Annotated in this window: 17 protein-coding genes and 4 tRNA genes; 7 read left to right on the top strand and 14 right to left on the bottom strand. The window is 39.4% G+C overall.

The window, feature by feature from the left end; genetic code table 11:
- Both G3KMM_RS00330 and G3KMM_RS00325 read right to left on the bottom strand, forming a co-directional pair.
- On the bottom strand, positions 1–488 hold a 488-nt coding region (locus G3KMM_RS00330; protein WP_241569008.1), incomplete at its 3' end, for a pyruvate kinase.
- A gap of 34 nt (positions 489–522) precedes the next feature.
- The gene (locus G3KMM_RS00325; protein WP_129603913.1) at positions 523–1527 is read right to left on the bottom strand and encodes a glycosyltransferase family protein; all 1005 of its coding nucleotides are present in this window, start codon (positions 1525–1527) and stop codon (positions 523–525) included.
- Positions 1528–1627: 100 nt separating this feature from the next.
- Between G3KMM_RS00325 and G3KMM_RS00320 the strand changes: the two genes are divergently transcribed.
- A tRNA-Pro gene (locus G3KMM_RS00320) sits at positions 1628–1703 on the top strand.
- Positions 1704–1933: 230 nt separating this feature from the next.
- Here G3KMM_RS00320 and rny read toward each other — a convergent pair.
- The 4 genes from rny to tsaE all read right to left on the bottom strand — a co-directional run bounded on the left by rny (position 1934) and on the right by tsaE (position 5463).
- A complete protein-coding gene (gene rny, locus G3KMM_RS00315; protein WP_129603910.1) occupies positions 1934–3451 on the bottom strand; it encodes a ribonuclease Y in 1518 nt (505 codons plus the stop codon).
- A 127-nt stretch (positions 3452–3578) separates the two neighbouring features.
- Positions 3579–4679, bottom strand: coding sequence for a hypothetical protein (locus G3KMM_RS00310; RefSeq protein WP_129603906.1), 1101 nt, complete (start codon positions 4677–4679; stop codon positions 3579–3581).
- A gap of 38 nt (positions 4680–4717) precedes the next feature.
- Positions 4718–5050: a tRNA (adenosine(37)-N6)-threonylcarbamoyltransferase complex dimerization subunit type 1 TsaB gene (tsaB, locus tag G3KMM_RS00305; RefSeq protein ID WP_129603901.1), complete on the bottom strand. Its 333-nt coding sequence runs from the start codon at positions 5048–5050 to the stop codon at positions 4718–4720.
- Complete coding sequence (tsaE, locus tag G3KMM_RS00300) at positions 5047–5463, bottom strand: tRNA (adenosine(37)-N6)-threonylcarbamoyltransferase complex ATPase subunit type 1 TsaE (protein ID WP_129603894.1); 417 nt, start codon at positions 5461–5463, stop codon at positions 5047–5049. Before tsaE ends, tsaB begins: the two co-directional genes overlap by 4 nt.
- Before the next feature lie 57 nt (positions 5464–5520).
- Here tsaE and G3KMM_RS00295 point away from each other — a divergent pair, with 57 nt between their 5' ends.
- The 4 genes from G3KMM_RS00295 to G3KMM_RS00280 all read left to right on the top strand — a co-directional run bounded on the left by G3KMM_RS00295 (position 5521) and on the right by G3KMM_RS00280 (position 7001).
- On the top strand, positions 5521–5967 hold the full coding sequence (locus G3KMM_RS00295; RefSeq protein ID WP_129603887.1) for a hypothetical protein: 447 nt from the start codon (positions 5521–5523) through the stop codon (positions 5965–5967).
- 74 nt (positions 5968–6041) lie between these two features.
- Positions 6042–6116, top strand: a tRNA-Glu gene (locus tag G3KMM_RS00290).
- A gap of 48 nt (positions 6117–6164) precedes the next feature.
- The gene (locus G3KMM_RS00285) at positions 6165–6884 is read left to right on the top strand and encodes an HAD family hydrolase (RefSeq protein ID WP_164998449.1); all 720 of its coding nucleotides are present in this window, start codon (positions 6165–6167) and stop codon (positions 6882–6884) included.
- 40 nt (positions 6885–6924) lie between these two features.
- A tRNA-Arg gene (locus tag G3KMM_RS00280) sits at positions 6925–7001 on the top strand.
- Positions 7002–7069: 68 nt separating this feature from the next.
- On the opposite strand, the gene G3KMM_RS00275 is transcribed toward G3KMM_RS00280, so the two are convergent.
- The 4 genes from G3KMM_RS00275 to murJ are packed head-to-tail and all read right to left on the bottom strand — an operon-like array spanning position 7070 to position 11344.
- Positions 7070–7900, bottom strand: a complete 831-nt coding sequence (locus G3KMM_RS00275) for an aminoglycoside phosphotransferase family protein (RefSeq protein ID WP_129603876.1) — start codon at positions 7898–7900, stop codon at positions 7070–7072.
- A gap of 4 nt (positions 7901–7904) precedes the next feature.
- Entirely contained in the window at positions 7905–8855 is a 951-nt protein-coding gene (locus tag G3KMM_RS00270) for a metallophosphoesterase (protein WP_129603870.1), read from the bottom strand.
- A 51-nt stretch (positions 8856–8906) separates the two neighbouring features.
- A complete protein-coding gene (locus G3KMM_RS00265) occupies positions 8907–9674 on the bottom strand; it encodes a class I SAM-dependent methyltransferase (protein WP_129603866.1) in 768 nt (255 codons plus the stop codon).
- A 29-nt stretch (positions 9675–9703) separates the two neighbouring features.
- Complete coding sequence (murJ, locus tag G3KMM_RS00260) at positions 9704–11344, bottom strand: murein biosynthesis integral membrane protein MurJ (protein WP_206660617.1); 1641 nt, start codon at positions 11342–11344, stop codon at positions 9704–9706.
- An 84-nt stretch (positions 11345–11428) separates the two neighbouring features.
- Here murJ and G3KMM_RS00255 point away from each other — a divergent pair, with 84 nt between their 5' ends.
- On the top strand, positions 11429–11926 hold the full coding sequence (locus G3KMM_RS00255) for an HD domain-containing protein (RefSeq protein ID WP_206660616.1): 498 nt from the start codon (positions 11429–11431) through the stop codon (positions 11924–11926).
- 72 nt (positions 11927–11998) lie between these two features.
- On the opposite strand, the gene ftsH is transcribed toward G3KMM_RS00255, so the two are convergent.
- Positions 11999–13930, bottom strand: a complete 1932-nt coding sequence (gene ftsH / locus G3KMM_RS00250) for an ATP-dependent zinc metalloprotease FtsH (protein ID WP_129603860.1) — start codon at positions 13928–13930, stop codon at positions 11999–12001.
- A 140-nt stretch (positions 13931–14070) separates the two neighbouring features.
- Between ftsH and G3KMM_RS00245 the strand changes: the two genes are divergently transcribed.
- Positions 14071–14146 (top strand) — tRNA-Pro (locus G3KMM_RS00245).
- Positions 14147–14797: 651 nt separating this feature from the next.
- Here G3KMM_RS00245 and G3KMM_RS00240 read toward each other — a convergent pair.
- The 3 genes from G3KMM_RS00240 to G3KMM_RS00230 are packed head-to-tail and all read right to left on the bottom strand — an operon-like array spanning position 14798 to position 18735.
- The gene (locus G3KMM_RS00240; protein ID WP_129603854.1) at positions 14798–17410 is read right to left on the bottom strand and encodes a BspA family leucine-rich repeat surface protein; all 2613 of its coding nucleotides are present in this window, start codon (positions 17408–17410) and stop codon (positions 14798–14800) included.
- Positions 17411–17445: 35 nt separating this feature from the next.
- The gene (locus tag G3KMM_RS00235) at positions 17446–18051 is read right to left on the bottom strand and encodes a TylF/MycF/NovP-related O-methyltransferase (protein WP_129603851.1); all 606 of its coding nucleotides are present in this window, start codon (positions 18049–18051) and stop codon (positions 17446–17448) included.
- A gap of 6 nt (positions 18052–18057) precedes the next feature.
- Positions 18058–18735: a DUF2238 domain-containing protein gene (locus G3KMM_RS00230; RefSeq protein WP_129603848.1), complete on the bottom strand. Its 678-nt coding sequence runs from the start codon at positions 18733–18735 to the stop codon at positions 18058–18060.
- Between the last annotated feature and the right edge of the window lie 120 nt (positions 18736–18855).

The raw sequence follows: 18855 nt of genomic DNA, 5'->3' as shown, positions 1-18855 counted from the left end.
AGGTTAAGACCTTTACGGCTCATGATGAAGCCGTCGTTTTCGATACGAACACGAATAGCAGTGTCGCTAACAATTTCAATCACCTGAGAACGGATTTTACCATCATACATGAAAAGTGGTTCACCAACTTTCATGCGTTCGGCAAGGTTGTACTGAACTGGAAGAGTAGTAGAGCCGTCGTGTTCTTTGACAGCATAATCAAGAACTAGCTCATCGCCAGTTTTAACATCTAGACGATCGTCTTTTAGAATACCGAGACGGATCTTTGGACCTTGAAGATCCTGCAAAATTGCAACAGAGCGACCTTTTTTGGCGGCAGCGTTGCGAATCCAACGAATCTGCTCGTCACGTTCTTCGTAGCTTCCGTGAGAGAAGTTTAGGCGGCAACCATTGGCGCCAGCCATAATTAATTCTGTAATTTTTTCTTCTGAGAAGACAGAAGGGCCAATGGTGGCCAAGATTTTTGTGCGTTTAAATAATCTACTCATAACTTGGATAATTATAACATATTTGATAGTGTTATTATTTTTCAGTTACAAAATACCTAGCATAGAAGTTATCAAAAGCAATAAATTCAGTTTCATGATATTCTTGCACTTGATTACTTAAAGTCGAAGTGGTTTGCTTTTGGCTACCAAGCAGCCAAAATCCCCGCTGATCCTTAAATTGTTTTTCAATGGAATTGATACTAATACTCCAATAGATTGGGAGGGGGTCTTTCCCTAGTTCCCTTGCAACCAGAATATTTTCAACGATAAGATGAGAAGAATATTGCTGATCTACAAGCACGGGAATATTTTGCTGATTTGGCTGACTATTGCTTTTTATAGAGTTTTCAATGGTTTTTGATTGATACATTGCAATAAAGAGTTTACGAAGAGAGGTATCTTGTTTTAAGCCAATTAGAAGAGTACCGATGATGAGGGTAATGGCGAGAATCGAGGTAGCTAGTGAGAAGATCGTCTTCGTGCGAGAGGGCGGGGCGTCCTTGAGGATAAATGACCGCCAGTTAATAATAAGTCGACGACGCCTAAAGCTAATTAGACTTTTGAGTTTGAGGCGATAAAGTAAGATAATTCCAGAATAAAGGACCGTTGTGACTAAAAGTAGTGCCATTGTGGAGTCAAAATTGGTGGAGAAATAAATAAAGAGTGGATTTAGAGTAAGAATAGCGATGAAAGAAAGTATATTTCTTACATTTAATTTATTTTTAAGGATCAAAAAGAAGATGAGGATAACGAATGCACCGCAAAATACTGAAAAGGAACGAATTGGAGCAAGGCCATACCCGAAAATCTGCGTCCAAAGTTTTAGAGGGCCGAAATATAGATTTAGCGGAAGAAAGTTATGACGAGGATAATCTACAGGTTGACCAGTGGGTGTGAGTTGAAAAAAATTTAGGTAATTCGAAGCCTCAGTGTTTGAGACTGGCTTGAGAAGAAATTGAGAGCAAAGTAAAAAATAAACAAGGAGAAGTCCGGCGAGTAATAGTGGCTGGGCGGGTTTAGGTTGCGAGTCTTCCTTCATTCTATTTATTTTAACACTTTGAGGTTTGTTAATTGGTGTTTTAAGAAATGTGTCATTAAAAACAAACGAGATGAGAAGAATCGTGATAAGATAAAAATATCTGGGCGTGGCGCAGTTGGTAGCGCGCGCGGTTCGGGACTGCGAGGTCGCCAGTTCAAATCTGGTCGCCCAGACCACACATTTAAATTATAGTTCTGGAGCAATTAGAATTCTCTTATGAACTGGCGGAACGTCCCAAGGGGTAAACGCCAGTTCAAATCTGGTCGCCCCGACCACTCAAGGAGGAAAAATAGAGAAAATTTATTTTCTCTATTTGAACGACGCAGGGTGGAAAGGTTTTGCAAAGCAAAAGCTTACCATATACTTACATGACAGAAAAAAGACACCGCCTGGGTGTCTTTTTTAATTATTTTGCGTATTCGACGGCCCTAGTTTCGCGAATGACATTAACTTTGATGATGCCTGGATAACTCATAGTAGCTTCAATCTTATCCGCAATGTCACGTGCGAGTTTCAAAGCTGTAAGATCATCGATTTGTTTTGGTTCGACTACTACGCGAATCTCACGACCAGCAGAGATAGCGTAGGCCTTATCAATACCTGGGAAGCTAGTGGCAATATTTTCAAGCTCCTTCATACGTTCTGCAAAATTCTCTGCGGAAATATTACGTGCGCCTGGGCGGGCGGCGGAAATGGCGTCAACGATTTTGACAATAATGGCTTCAGGAGTGGTCGGCTCAATATCATTATGATGAGCAGCAATTGCATGAACAACCTGATCAGACATGCCATATTTTTTAGCTAATTCGGCTCCAATTTCGGCATGCTTACCCTCAATCTTGTGGGTAACAGCTTTCCCAACATCGTGAAGAAGAGTGGCGGTCTTAGCAACACGAATGTCTGCACCAATCTCTTCGGCGATCATGCCAGCCATATGAGCCATCTCAATAGAATGAAGAAGAACATTCTGACCGTAGGAAGTACGGAATTTTAATTCACCAAGGAGATGTAACATCTCATGTGGAATACCGATAATACCAACTTCACGAGCGGCATCTTCTCCAGCACGAACAACTTCTTTTTCAATTTCACGTTCAGCTTTAGCTACTGCTTCCTCAATACTGGATGGATTAATGCGACCATCTTTCATGAGACGCTCTAAGGCGTACCTAGCAACTTGACGGCGAATAGGATCAAACGACGAAAGCACAACCATACCTGGGGTATCATCAACCATAATATCGACACCAGTGGCACGCTGGAGGGCTTGAATATTACGACCTTCCTTACCAATGATACGTCCTTTCATTTCATCATCAGGAAGTTTGAGCGCAGTAACTGTACGATCGGCAGTTACTTCAGAAGACATACGCTCCATGGCGGTAACTAAAAGAGCCTGAGCGGTATCATCAATATCGCGTTTAATTTCGCGCTGCTGTTTGACGACAAGATTGGCTAGGTCATCCCTGATGTCTTTTTCGGTCATGGCGATCAATTTTTCTTTGGCCTCATTTTTGGAGAGAGCAGCAATTTTCTCAAGTTTTTCTTGCTGTCGGTCACGGATGGAATGAATCTCATTTTTGAGTTCCTCAATTTCCTTTTCTTGGCGAGAAAGACGCTCAGAACGTTTTTCAATTTGATCAAATTTATTATCAAGAGAGATCTCACGCTCACTGAGACGTTTTTCAGTTTGTTTCCAATCTTTACGCCTGCAATCCTCTTCATTTTTTGATTTTTCAGCAAGATCAGCCGCCTCTTTTCTAGCCTTCAAGACAATATCAGAAGCTTCGTTCTTCGCTTTTCTGATAAGATCATCAGCCTTATTTTTACCGCCATTTTCATTCTTTTTATCATAAGCAAAAACCACACCAGCACCGGCGCCAAGACCAACGATAGCGGCGATAATAATCGGGACAAACTCCATACTCCTCTTTCTTTTTGTTATTTTTGGTTTGCTAATATTTTCCTGATATTAGCTTTTTAAACAAAATATATAATAATTACATTTTTTGATAAAATCATCCCCCGAATAATTTTATTGTAACATATTCTTATTCGTATGGCTCGATATTGTCAGTGAGCATGTTGCGAATTAACTGGTTAGCAGTATTTTCTAATCCCTGTTCTGCACCATCCGTACTAAAGATGACTGGATCAACATAGAAGTAGTTGAAGTCTTTATAAGTGAAGACTTTGGTACCAAAACGAATGCCAGAAGTTGCATCAAAATCGCCATCAGTAACTGGAATACGACTGAGACAACCTTGACGACCAAGATTTTTCCCTGGATCAGCAAAGGACGGTTTATACTGAGTACCTTTTTGAACAGCATTAAAGCAGATCGAGTTACGGAAGGCGTAACTATTTAAGATATAGCTAACACTGGTGAGATTGTCTGGGATTTTAATTTTAATACGCCAGTCAGTGAGATAAATATATCCAGTGGTTGCTTTATAGACTGGGACATCTTCAGGTTTATTAATATTAGAAACACCGGTGGTTTCTTCAACTGCTTTGATGACTTTATTTTTCGCGGCAACAGTCTGCTCAAGTGTAGTAATTTTATCACCCTGTGACATGCCAAAGACAAGCCCAACAATACTGAGAACTAAGAAGATTACCATAAGAACACCAAAAACGAGAGACATGGTGGTCATCTTTTTGAGAGATTTTAAGGCAATAGCTTTAGGGTCGGTTTTTGGGTCAATGGGTTGGGGTAGCTCATTCTCAGGGATGGGAGCGACTGTGGGGTTAACGCTGGTTTGAAAATCAAAATGTGTAGGAGAAACAACTGGGACATTAAGAGTGGATTGAGGTGTGTTTAGGTCGTTTTGTGGAACTGAAGGATTCTTTGTCTGCTGTGCAGCAAGATTTGCTGCATTGGCGATAGCCTGCTGAGCGAGGTGATTATTAGAATTCGGAGTACCAGCTGAAGCAGCTTGAGAAAAACCATTTTCACCAAATGGGCTATTTGAGCTAGCAGCGAAGGGATCCTTTGAGGAAGTAGTAAAGATATTACTTGAATTATTTGCTGATTCAGGGGTAGATTGAGACATACCAGCGGGCGCTGGAGAAGGAGAACCGCCACCAAAGGTAACTCCACCAATAGTCGTTGAGTTGTTGTTTGTAAAATTATTTTTTTCTTGATCCATGTAATGCCCTTATTCTTTAATAATTATAGCAAAGAATCTTATTTTTTGGGTGGCGTAATATTGGCGGGACGGCCATAATCTGGGAGAATAATTGGAACTTGCTCACCCGTTGATTTATAGAGTGGAATATTTAACTGGTCTGCTAGAGTATTAACGACGGCAGCGCCGATACGTAAGCCAGTAAAGGAGCCTGGGCCGGCCATAAAAGTAATTTCGGTGAGATCAGTCCAGGTCGCTTGGTGTTCAGAAAGTTTTTGGTGGATCGCGGAGAGAAGTTGTTCGGCGAGTTGGTTACCTAACGGGAGACGATATTCTGTTTGATCAAGTCTTAAAATAGTTTCTGGGGTGGAGGTATCTAGATAGAGTTTCATTCGCTAATGCTCCTTGAACCGTCATCATTAATTGAGATATAAAAACGCAAATGATTTTCGGGGAGAAGATTACTAACGGAATCCCCCCATTCAATAATAGTAATCGTGTTTTCGTCTTGAATATTTTCCAAGAGATCTTCGGACATGATGCCGGGGTCGTTTAGGCGATAGAAGTCATAATGAACAAGAAAACACTCTTTACCAGCTTTTTGAAAAGAATAGCGTTTTGAAAGAGTGAAAGTAGGAGAGGTGATTTCGTCCTCAATACCAAGGCCGTGAGCGATCCCCTTAGTAATCGTGGTTTTACCAGCCCCAACGTCACCGATGAGTTCAATCACGGCGGGAGCTTCAAGTGTCTTGGCGAGGTTTTGACCGAAGTCAATCATCTGCTGTTCATTAGCAAATTTCTGCATAAATTTATTATATAACGGTTGAATTAAAATATAAAATACTTATGGTATAATTCAGGTATGAGATGTAGTAATCGAAGCTTGAAGTTGATGCGTATACTAAGCTTAATGATAGTCTTAACTTGTTTGGGTGTCGTAATTGCGGCAATTTTTGTGAAAAATAATTTGACAAGTACTAAACTGGCGCATCAAAAGATGGAAGAGCTGGCTCGCGATTATTACGAAAATGATTTTTACCAACGTTTTACGCGTGATCACGTATCGGTGGGACAGGAAGAAAATCTTGGGCAGTATTTTGAGAAATATACGCAGATGGGATTTTCACCAGTGAAGCTACGAAAATTACTCGATTATAGCGAAAAAAATAACAAAGACATATTGAAATACTTTTCACACGATAAGTTTGCTTGCGATACTAATGGTTCATACGCATTAATTAAGCCAAAAGCTCCTTTCTCGGCAAAAGATTATGAGATCACTTTTGCTCTAAGCTGTAAGGAGAATTAATTTTTAAAAATCCTTAAAAGGGTTATTGAAAAATAAATATTTTCTGTTAAAATAATAGCAGTACAGTTTTGTATGGTCTCTTAGTATAACGGTTAGTACAACGGGTTTTCATCCCGTCAACGCGGGTTCGACTCCCGCAGAGATCACCATTTTTATTGAGCCAAATGGCTCTTTTTTTATTATGTTATGATATACATATGAGAGCAAAAAATCAGCCTCTTTTAACAAATTTTGACCTGATTATTTTTGATTTTGACGGAACGATAGCTGACTCTCTGAGGTCATATAGAGAACTTGATCAACAGCTAATCAAAGACCTGTATGGAGTTTGGGAGGAGATAGATGAAATTATTGAGTTTAGGGACAAAATTAAAAATAAATCTCGCAGTGACTCAGACGACGAATACTATTTAGCATTAGACAGAAAATACGGTGATGGAAAGAGACCATTATCAGAGATTTATGCGAAAGTGTCTGAAATTTTTCCAAGTATTCGAAGTAAAGTTAAGCCAAAACCGGGAGTGGTTCAGGTGATAAAAAAGCTGAAGGAAAAATATAACTGCAAGATAGGGATGGCCACTAGCTCGGAACGGCGAGAAATCAACTTCTTTTCATCTAATGATTCATTAATTGGCAGAGAAATTAATTTAAATGAATATTTTGATCGAATTGTGACCTTGGATGATGTAAAAATGCCGAAACCAGATCCAGAAGTCTACCAACAATTAATCAATTTTTATGCAGTTCCCCCTGAAAAAGTGTTGGTATTTGAAGATAGTCTACTAGGAGTTACAGCTGCCAAGACGGCTGGAACGATAGTGATTGCGATTGAAGATGCGCATAATACACGAGATCTTGACAAAATCAGAAATCTTGCAGACTTTAGCATTACGGAGTGGAAAGAACTAGTATTTTAGCTCAAAAGCCGTGTTTTGTGATATAGTTAAAGAGGTACTTGGCGCCATAGCTCAGCTGGATAGAGCAGGAGACTTCTAAGCTCAAGGTCGTAGGTTCGAACCCTACTGGCGCTACCAAATTATTGTTTTGTTTAAATAAAGAAAAAGATGATTGAATTAGTCATCTTTTTTGGTTGTTTTAATATTTAGGATAAAGATAGTTTATTCAAATATTGGCAATAATAGTCGAGATAGTATCGATAGTTTTCGCGATCATATTTAAAGGCACGACAAAGTCTGATATAAAAAACAATAATTATCATCATTTTTTTATAATTAATGTCTCGATCAAAGTAATTCAAAATTAGATCCAGAGGCAATGATAAAAAAATTTGGTGATCGGAGAAGAGAGCATAATAAAAATCATACACTGGATCACCAACTAGACCCATTGGATCAATGACATATAGCTTTGAACGGTTAACTATAAAATTATGAACACCTAAATCGCCGTGTAGTAAAAATTGACCGACTTGGTATTTTGAAATAAGAGATAAGGCTTCCTGAACTTTAGCTATATCAAAAATGTCATCTCCTAATATCGAAGTAGAATAAGAAACTTCATCTTCTAAAAACTCACTCCAAGTTTTGTGATCTTCAAAGAGATAACCAAATCCTTGATAATCAATTAGTTGATAATTGGAAGTTATGTTAAAAACTGTTGATAATAAATATTCTACACTCAAATCGTCTTGGTACTGATGCCCTTTTGTAAAAGTTAAACATATATACCCTAGATCAAAATTAATATATTTGATTTTTTGGAAATAGGAAGTCTTATTCTTAGGTAAAAAAGTTTGATAGACTAGAAGTTCTGGTCTCGAACAAATTTTAATTAAAAACTGTTCTCGGATAGAAAAGACAGTTGCTTCACTTTTACCACTAGTAAAATAGCAGAGATCCCGCTCACCAACCTTAATTTTTAGTTTTTGCTCAATGTCCGTAAGGATCTCGGAAGATAAAAATTGATTTTTCATATGATTACCAATTTCTATAAGTATGCCTGATATAAGGTTTTCTGGCGTAAGTTTTCTTGGCGGTAAATTCCATAAGTGCCATATAGGATGGGAAAAAGGCATTCATCTTATTAAAAGGCTTAATGGATTCGTGAAAAGTAGTCAGTGCGCCGACAACAAGCAACTTATCGGCGTAAGTCCTTAGCGTATTGCGAGAATTATCGGATGCGAACTTTTTGGTGGGCGAGATAAGACCACGAGAGTTATTAATTAATTCATCGAAAACCGGTGGTACTACCCCATTATGCATGTGGCCGGAGATAAAATAGTCAAACTCACGAAGTTGGTATTTGACCTCAGAATCGTTGAGAAAAACTGGAGAATGAATGAGCGCAAATTTAATTTTCTTGGCTGGGAGATGATACAAATAATTCTCCGGTAGGGATTGAAGTTCCTTTAACATCCGTGGAAGATTCTCAGTGACACTCTTTTTTGCTTCGTAATAAGCCGGAGACTGAGTGTAACCTAAACAGTAGATATACTGGTCCTCGTAAACTTGATTATCTAAAAGATGCACATTTTCAAGCTGGCGAATCTGATAAAATAATTGATTAGTTTCACCATATTGCCAACCATGGCGGCCACCTTTCGGCTTGCGATACATGTCGTGATTCCCCACGCTAATAATGACCGTAGCAAGCTCGCCTAAGGACTTTAGGAAATTTAGAAAACGATTCAGCTCAGAGTCAGCATCAACCATATCCAAAGTATCAACAAGATCGCCTGGCATGAGGATATACTTCGGTGCAAGATTTTTGACTTGCCTCACGATGGCATTCAGTTTTTGATCCGTCACTTGATAACTAAAATGTAGGTCAGACATAACCATAACCTTGAATGGATCTGACATTTTTTTATGATAACCAAAAATAGACGGACGAAAAAGACGATAGGTACTGAGGCGAAATAATTTCATAGTTATATTTTAATTTAGATACCGCTCATTTGCGCGAGCGGTAGCATATTATTATTGATTATCGGTAGATTTTTTAACTAATTTATAGTAAATACTTGGAGCAAAACGCATACTGGCAAGAGGTTTCTGGAATTTCTTTTCCAGACTGACAAGAGTTTTAGTCTTGAAAACCTTCTTCATAGTTTGGCTTCTGAAATTGGAAACAGAGAGGATGTCAGCAATCTCAAAGCCAGATTTTCTAAAGAGATCCTCAACATAGGCTGGATGATAATTATAAAAACCATCCTTATCAATATTCTTAAGATTGGAAGGTTTTTTGTCGAATGGGTTGACTTTAGATTTCTTAAACCAGTAACGGAACATCTTTGGAAGAGTGCGCTTATTAGCAACTTCAATTACAGCAACTCCACCTGGTTCAAGAATGCGATTTAGTTCTTTAATAACAGCAGGGAGGTCTTCGAAGTGATGAGTGGCCCGGACCATGAGGAGACAAGAGAATTGATTATCCTTGAATGGAGTGTGATAGATGTCACCCTGGACGGTATTAATACGGTCACCAAATTCTTCTTTGGCTTGATCTAACTCAGTTTGAGAATAGTCAAAAAGAGTGGCAGTCTTAGCGCGATCAAGATATTCTTTGGCGAGGCGACCATAGCCACCAGCAATATCTACAAAAGTATCCATCTTGCGAGGAAGAAGGCGCCTAATTGCGAGACGATCTGCCATATCTTCATATTTACGATCGGCATCTTCCCAGAAGATTTTTTTATAATCATAGCCGTTATAGTCGGAAACGACTTTCTTGTTTTGCTCTGTCATGGTAATGATTATAACATGAGAGTTGAGGCTTATTTGTCTTTTGGACGGAGATTTCGAAAGAGGATCTTATTGAGCTTTTCAAAGAATGGTTGAACTTCTTCGAGGTCTAGGAGAAAACTGGCTGCACCATAGATTCCAAGTGAGGCGAGTGAAATAACGAAGAATTTTGGAATAGTGACAAAGACCGAATTATCGGTGGCACGAAGTGGCAGGAGTTTGGTAAGTATATAGGCAGAAATACTGGTGACGATGGTAGCAATAAGCATACGAATAAAAGCAGTCCAGAAGTCTTTATTAAGTAGGTTTTGACGAGATTTTTTCTGGAGTAGAAAAAGAAGGATGAGAATTTCAAGAACGGCACCAATAGATTGAGCCCAACCTAAGCCATCAGGGCCAAGACCGATGACACTAAAGATAATTGACAGGATCATGGTAAAGCCGACGGCAATAATACTAACAACGAATGGAGTCTTGGTGTCCTGCCTGGCGTAAAAGCCACGAGAGGCAATATGAAAGATGGATTGAGCAAAGATGGCAAGAACAAGTGAGCCTAGGACGCTGGCGATGATGGGCTGACCACCATTTTTTACGAAACTAACAACATAGCCACGGGCAAAATAGGCAATGACAGAGACTGGAAGAGAAATCCAGATAATCATACGAAGAGCGCGACGGAAGACATCATCAAACTTTGTAGTATCTTCGTTATTAGTTTCTTCGGTTAACTTTGGAAAGAAGGCGGTCGAAATAGCGACACCGATAAGATTGACTGGCATCTGGTGGAGACTATTTGCCTGCTGAAAAGAACGAAGGGCGCCTTTACCCATACGAGATGAAAGATTGGTGGCAAGGATGGAATAAACGTAATCAATTCCCTGATCGAGAGATCTAGCTGGCAAGAGCTTCAGAACGGTTTTAAAACCAAGATTTTTCCAATAGATTTTAAACTGGTAATCGAAACCAAGACCAAAAAGACCAATGAGGCTGATGAAGATCTGGAGAATGGCGCCAAAAACGACACCAATAGCAACCCCCATAATGCCACCTTCGAAGAGCTGCAAGCCGAAGAGATTAATGCCGTTAGTGAAGACCGTGATGCCGATAAGGATACCGACATTATAGAGAGCGGGGGCGAGAGAAAAGAAGACAAAGCGACCGACGGCCTGCTGGATGGAATTTAAGACTGTAGCAATACTAAAAAGGAAGGGATTGATGGCAATGACGCGCATCATGTTAATGGCAAGCGTAGTACCAGATTCATCGAGGCCTGGACCGACGATAAAACGAACCAGAGGATCTGCAAAAACCATAATCAAAATACTAGAAATCAGGGTAACGATGGCCATGAGGTTAAGGATGGAAGAGCTGAGCTCCCAGGCGGATTTTTTATTGCCAGAGACTAGACGTTGATTAAAAACAGGGATAAAACTAACTGCAAGAGCGCCAGAAGTGAGTACAAAAAACATAAAATCAGGGATGGTAAAGGCAGCAGTATAGGCATCAATACCCGTGGGGTAGGTATCAAGATAGTAAGAATTTAAGAGACGATCCCGGAAGATGCCCAGAAGAGCAGAAATTAGAGTACTAAAACTGAGTAAAATAGCAGCATATTTCACACTAAGTTTACTATTTGCCATGGCAACTACGGAGCGAAACTGAAACTTCTTCATCTTATATTTATTATACATGATGTTGAGGGGGCAGACGCATGGAGTTTTTGAGATTTTTAAGCATTTTCATGTTATAATATAAAGGTGAAAACGAATAATCTTATCCTGGTGCATAAGCTAGGTAAGGAGATTTTAGATTCTGAGAACATGAAACGTGAAAAACGTTTTATTCAGCATGCCAATGTTTCTACTTATGATCATTCGATTAGTGTGGCAACAATGAGTTTAACTCTTGCTGCGATTTTTCGAGTGAAGGTGGATAAGGTCTCATTAGTCCGAGGCGCGCTCCTACATGATTTTTTCTTGTACGACTGGCATGACAAAACGGCTATGCCTAAGGCACATGCTTATTTACATCCACTGATTGCTTTTGATAACGCTAAGAAGGAATTTAAATTGAATGCCATTGAGAAAAATATTATTCAGGCGCATATGTTCCCTCTTAGTATTGTGATGCCAAAATATAAAGAAAGTTGGATTGTGACGATGGCCGACAAGATTTGTGCGGCGAGTGAAGTCATTTCGAATATTAAGATACGTCTGGCCGTTTCTCTGCTAAAAAATAGTCGCTTTATTTTATAAATAATCGATGGATTAAAAAATACCTGAATTCAGGTATTTTTTATTTGTTCAATTCCCCGTCAAAGATACGGATTAGTCGTGGAGTTTAGCGGAATCTGGAAGCGTAGAGCCTTCAAAGATATTTTTAAGATCTTCTTCTTCAAGGGTTTCTTTTTCAAGAAGAGCCTCGGCGACACGATCCAAGACCTTATGGTTGGCTTTTAGGACGGCCTCTGCACGCTTTGCTGCCTCATTAGCAAATTGGGCAATTTCCTCGTCAATCAGTTCGGTAGTCTTTTCAGAATATGGCTTGCCAGTGCTGATAGTGTAATAACCAGTAGCTTCGGATGGATAAACGAGATTACGGGTTTTATTACCCATGCCTTCGCGGATAATCATTTCCTTGCTAAGTTCAGCAACGTGCTGGAGATCGGAAGAGGCGCCAGTAGTAACACTATCTTCACCAAAGATAATTTTTTCAGCGATACGTCCACCCATAGCACGAGCAAGAGTATCTTTTAATTCATAAATATTCTTATAGCTACGATCTTCAGGAGGAAGGAACCAAGTCACACCACCGGTATGACCGCGAGGGATAATGGTAATTTTATGGACTGGATCGGAATCTGGGAGAACGTGACCAACCACAGCGTGACCAGCCTCATGATAGGCGGTAATTTTACGTTCTTTTTCGTTCATAACTTTCGACTTGCGCTCTGGACCAATGGCGACACGCTCAAAGGCCTCTGTAAGATCGGCGCCAGTAATCTCTTTGTGACCGAGGCGTGCGGCAGTGATGGCAGCCTCATTGGCAATGTTTGCGAGATCAGCACCAGAGGATCCTGCAGTTTTAGCAGCGAGGGCTTCTAAATTGACAGATTTTGCGGTTGGCTTATTTTTAAAGTGAACCTCTAAAATAGCTAAACGGTCTTTACGTTCAGGAAGGGTAACATCAACATGGCGATCAAAACGGCCTGGACGAAGCAAAGCTTTGTCGAGCATATCAACACGGTTAGTAGCGGCAATGACGATGACCCCTGATTCATTATCAAAACCATCCATCTCAACGAGGATCTGGTTTAGAGTTTGTTCGTCTTCGCGACCGGCCCCACCACGAGCATCACGCTTGTGAGCGACAGCATCGATTTCGTCAATAAAGATGATACTTGGGGCGTTTTTCTTGGCCTTACTAAAGAGGTCACGAACGCGAGAAGCACCGACACCAACAAACATTTCGGCAAATTCAGAACCAGAAATACTAAAGAAAGGAACGTTGGCCTCTCCAGCAACGGCGCGCGCCATTAAGGTCTTACCGGTTCCTGGATCGCCTGCAAGAAGCACGCCACGAGGGATTTTAGCACCGAGTTTTTCATATTTTTTAGGATTTTTGAGAAAATCAACTACTTCAGAGAGGTCCTGTTTGGCAGCTTCATTACCAGCAACATCGGTAAAGAGAACACGCTTCTTATCCGGGCCATAGAGCTTGGCGCGAGCCTTGCCAAAGCCCATATTCTCCTTATTAATACTTTGAGCTTGCCCAAGAAGACGACCGAAGAAAATGACGGCAATAATAATTGGCACGGCGATAGTGAGGATGTTGATGAAAATTTCCGTGTAATTAATAGGGTCGACATAATTAATGGCTGGATATTTCTCCTGGCATTTTTTTAGATCATCACCAGCTTTATCGGCACAGCGATTAATCAAACCCTGGTCATAAAGCGTTCCCGAAGGATCCTTGCGAGAGGTTTCTGTAGGGATATCTTTGTCCTTAAGGGTAATCTCCAGTTCATTGCCGGATACGGTAATGCGTTTGATGTTGCCATGCTCATCATTAGCGCGAGAGATAACATCAGAGAGAGGAACCTCCTTCATCTTAATGCTATGGTTGCCATATAAGTTAATACAGTAGGCGATAAAAATAATCGAAAGTAGCGTAAAAATAACCGATCTAAAGGTGTTAGATTTATTTTTCTTGGTGAGGTTGACCTTTGGTTTGTTGCCAGATGAATTTTGTGCGTTCATTAATCTCCTTAATTTTCTCGAAATAGATTACTTTATCTTAACTCAGTCTGTGGTATAAGCCATTAAACTAAGAAGAACAGATAATAATATATTAACATAACATTGCATTTTTAGGGGGAGTGTGGTAAATTTAACAGTAGCGGGGCGTGGCACAGTTGGTAGCGCGCGGCGTTTGGGACGCTGAGGTCGCAAGTTCGAGTCTTGTCGCCCCGACCAATCAAGGAGGAGAAATAAAGAAAAGATTACTTTTCTTTATTGAACCGACGCAGATTGGAATGGTTTTCGCGAAGCGAAAGACATACCATATTTAAAATAGACCACTTGGTGGTCGTTTTTTGTTTCTATAAAATACCAGCGACGAACTTGCGGAACGTCCCAAGGGGTAAACGCAAGTTCGAGTCTTGTCGCCCCGACCAATCAAGGAGGAGAAATAAAGAAAAGATTACTTTTCTTTATTGAACCGACGCAGATTGGAATGGTTTTCGCGAAGCGAAAGACATACCATGTTAAAAATTGACCACTTTGTGGTCGTTTTTTTATTTATTTAGAATACTAGAAACGAACTTGCGGAACGTCCCAAGAGATGAAAGCAAAAAAGCTTACTATAGATAAAGGAGAAGAGCTATGCTAAATAATTTTTTTGAATTTACAAAAAACTCGCTAGGGGAAGGTAAGAGATTTTTTCTAACTTATATTCGATGAAAGACGGTATAATTTATGAACACTTAGTACATAAGAAGAAAAGACGGAAGGACCAAGCTAAACCCATGCGTGAATCGGAAAATGGTTAGTAATAGGATTAATCCGGACGGTAAATTCTAAAAGAATCGGATGACATGGACTCAAATCAAACTTCATCGATCGTTTTTAGTGCTTTAGAGTAAAGTATCCTGGGTTGCCAGGTGCATCGACGTGAGCATAGTCTCCGTCATAAGAGTATCTTGAACTGTATATTGTTGTACCGTTACCCCCTACTAAATTTATTGCATTTTTAAACATAGCTCTTGAATTATCTTCGTACCTCATGTCGATACTCCGCATATCAAACTGGTTTGCTGCCACTTCTATTCTATGCACGCCACTACTATCAAACATTGATACTGCTCTTTTTACATTCTTTGTGTCAAAGCTAGAAAGATCTAGATTAATTAAGCTTGTTGTGCCTTTAAACATACTATTCATGTCAGTTACTCTACTAGTATTAAAGCTAGATAGGTTTAGATTCGTTAAGTTGGAGCTTGAGTTAAACATTGACATCATATTCAATACTTTTGAAGTATTAAAATGAGATAAGTCCAGAGTGGATAGTCCTGTCGCCTGAAACATCTCAGGCATGGATGATACTTCAGACGTGTCAAAGCTGGAAATATTTAAATTCGTTAGGTTTTTGGTACCAGAGAACATAGAATCCATACGGTTTACCTTACTGGTGTTAAAGTTTGAAAGATTTAAGGAACTCAAGCTTGAATTATCCTTAAACATCGTTGCCATAGACCATACTTTTGAAGTATTAAAATTCGAAAGGTCATAGTTTGTCATCGACTTGCATCCATTAAATAAACCATACATATTTGTAACGTTGCTAGTATTGAAGCTACTAAGATTCAAGTAATTTAATTTTTCAGAATTACTGAACATATCCATCATGCTTATAACATTGCTGGTATCAAAATTTGATAGGTCTAAGCTAGTTAGGTTTGGAAGAGAAGAGAACATGTAATTCATTTGTTTTACCGAACTGGTATTAAAGTTAGACAGATCAATGTTAGATACACCAATTGCACTAAACATACTCCTCATATCTTCGACCTTGCTCGTATTAAAACTTGACAAGTTAATACTTACTAGATTACGTGCATAATTAAACATGCCTGACATGTCAGTGACATTACTAGTATCAAAATTTAATATATCTAAATTAGAAACACCTATATTAGAGAACATGTCTGACATGTTTGTGACGTTGCTAGTATTGAACGTATGGATGTCCAATCCTATAATGTTCTGACTAGAAAACATTTTAGACATATTTGTAACTTTGCTAGTATCAAAATTTGATAAATTTAAATTAGAAACACCTGAGCCATTGAACATTTCAGACATGTCAGTGACATTACTAGTATTAAAGCTGGAAAGATCCAATGTTTGAGTACTGGCCCATCTAAACATTTTGGACATATTTGTAACTTTGCTAGTATTGAATCTACTAAAGTTTAAGCTAGTAGCGCGTGATGCATCAAACATTTCAGACATGTCAGTGACATTACTAGTATCAAAAGCGTCTATATTCAAACCATTTATATTTGATCTCTTAAACATGGCTTTCATAGTAGTAACTTTTCGAGTGTCAAATTTTGAGAGATCTATGCCACTTGTTGCGCGCATGCCCTCAAACATCGACTCCATGTTTTCTGCATTACTTGTATTAAATTCAGAAAGATCTAGTCCAATTATCTTGCTATATCCTCTAGCCTTTTCCTCAGTCGAGGCAAACATAGATTTCATATTTTTCGTATGTGAAGTATCAATACCACGCAAGTCTGCAAACAACCCCTTATTCTCATCATAAGTATAACCGGCTACTTCTCTGAACATTGTTTCACAGTCCTCATTCGTATACACTAAATCTGTGTCAGCCCACCACAGCAGCTTATCTCCGTCAAGCCACAGAAAGATTGGCGTACCTGAATCTACGGTTGAGACCTTGGGATATTTTGCAAGGTCGCTAGGGGTTGGGTTTAATTGCCCATAAATTGCGGGCGGCGTGTCTGATCTTTCGAATCTACTTGCGGTACCGCTGCCAACAAGTGTTTTGGCAATATTCGCAAACTCAGTTCCTGGCAAAAAAGTCGCAGTAGTCAATGCATGGCTAGCGGCAAAGGTTAATAAGATATTTTTCTTATAGGATCCTGGTGTTAGGCTCGGAGAGGCTTTTACTGCAAAATTAAAATTAAGGTCAGTGTTTTCTGGTGTTGTTTTAGAATAAACTATTTCTGGCGCAGAAAGCTTGGGGATCGGCTTGTAATTATTGACCCCTGATCCGTCTTCGATACGATATCCCCAATGGTTGGCAGCAAAACTCGACTCCTGGATATTGGCACTGATTGAATCAATCTTCTGAGAGGAAGCGGGCCCTTCGTAATCCATACTAGTACCTTCGTCTATACTGGACATGGTTACCGTAGCTCCGTAACAATTGTCTGTACTGAGTCCAACCTTTAGGTTGGTATTCTTAAGACTAGACGTCGACAGATCTTCGACGCTAAAATTAAAATTAACCGCACTACTAGCCGCCATCGCAAGAGATGCGTTTGAGCCTATTTTGCAGCCTGGCTGCCAGGCTAATGTAGTGTGAATTGGTATTAATTGAAAGGCTAGAACTCCCACTAATAAAATCACCAAAAAAGAAATAATCGGTAAAAAGGGAGACGATAATTTTTGTTTGAAAATCTTTGACCACTTTTTTGAATATTTATCCATTAGTTTTATTTTAACATAAATATTTTAGAATCTGGCTAAAGATAGATGATGGCTAATGTTTCTTTAACCTGAAAACTGGAATATTTGCCGGGATGATTTTTGAACCACTCGTCAACGGCACGAGCAGAGCCAGGAAGTTCTGGATTATTGTAGTCATGAATAATAACAATGCTTCCGGACTGCATCTTGTCTTGAACTAGCGTGAGGCTAGTTTTAATTGAAGTATAGAGGTCGCCATCGAGAAAGGCAAAGCAGATTTTATTCGGGAGATCACTGATGGGGTCTAAGTCTTCAAAGAAGGCCTTTTTAATTTTTGGAAGAGGAAGGTTGTGTCGTTTGAATTTTTCAATGACTTCGCGTTTTGTGACAAAGAGTTCACCGGATTTAAATTGATCGCCAGCAGCCGAGCTATCTTCCCTAGTTTTTTCGGGAAGGCCAGCGAAAGAGTCGTATAACCAGAGGGTTTTATTCGTTTTTTGTAATTCACGCTGGAAAAGAACTGAAGTATCACCCTTATAACAGCCAAGTTCAACTACATCACCTGCAATATTTTTTGCAAGAACTTGCTGAAGTAATGAAATTAGAATAGCTGTTTCTGCAGATGAAACTTGAGAGACCGCGGCGGGTTGCTTTTTTGACATAGATTTTTATTTCTTTCTAATGAAGATAGCTGTGAGGAAGCCGGCAATAGAAGCAGAGATAATATCACCCATGGTATCGCCAACCCCAGGAGCATTGAGCTCTTGCATGTGTCCACCACAAAGTTGGTCATAGGTAAATTCAAAACATTCCCACATAGCAGCAGTGAAGACAACAAAACAGATGATGAAAAGGAAGGCGAAGCCTGAGTGGTAGATTTTGCGTTTGATAGTGGATTGACCAGAGGAGCCAGCTTTAGCAGAAGCAGCTCTATGATTTACTACGAGGTCCTTACCGTCATAAAAGTGATCCAGAATCTCTTTACCGCAAAACGCAGTGAAAACACCGCTTAGAGTATGGACGATTTTATCATAGCTTGGATATCCCATGATAATAATTGACTTATACCAATCAAGATCGATACCTAAGACCATTGCGATAATCAAGAAAAAATTAAAAGCGATTTGTAGTCTAGTAGTGGCTTTGAAGTTTAGTTTTGCAAGAAGCTCAGGGATAAACGGAAGAATAATAGTAACTAGATAGCTGGGAAGTTTGTGCCAGGTAGTAGGATCAATAAAGTGTAAAAAAGTAAAAATAAGACCTGAAAGGCTAATACCGATTTTTAGAAGCCAGTTTAGTTTTTGAGAGAATGAAAAATTAGAAAACTTTTTGATTGGTGATTTCATGAAAAATATATTCCTTTTAATCCGATTAAATATATCATATTAGAGGTAATAAGTATAGTTTTATTAGATAATGTTCATGACATTTCAAAAATACTCCTTGCGGAGTATTTTTGAATTATT

The organism is Candidatus Nanosyncoccus nanoralicus, from assembly GCF_004138405.1.
Lineage (GTDB): Bacteria > Patescibacteriota > Saccharimonadia > Saccharimonadales > Saccharimonadaceae > Nanosyncoccus > Nanosyncoccus nanoralicus.
The sequence above is the reverse complement of the archived record's forward strand: the minus strand, read 5'-3'. Positions and strand labels throughout refer to the sequence as shown.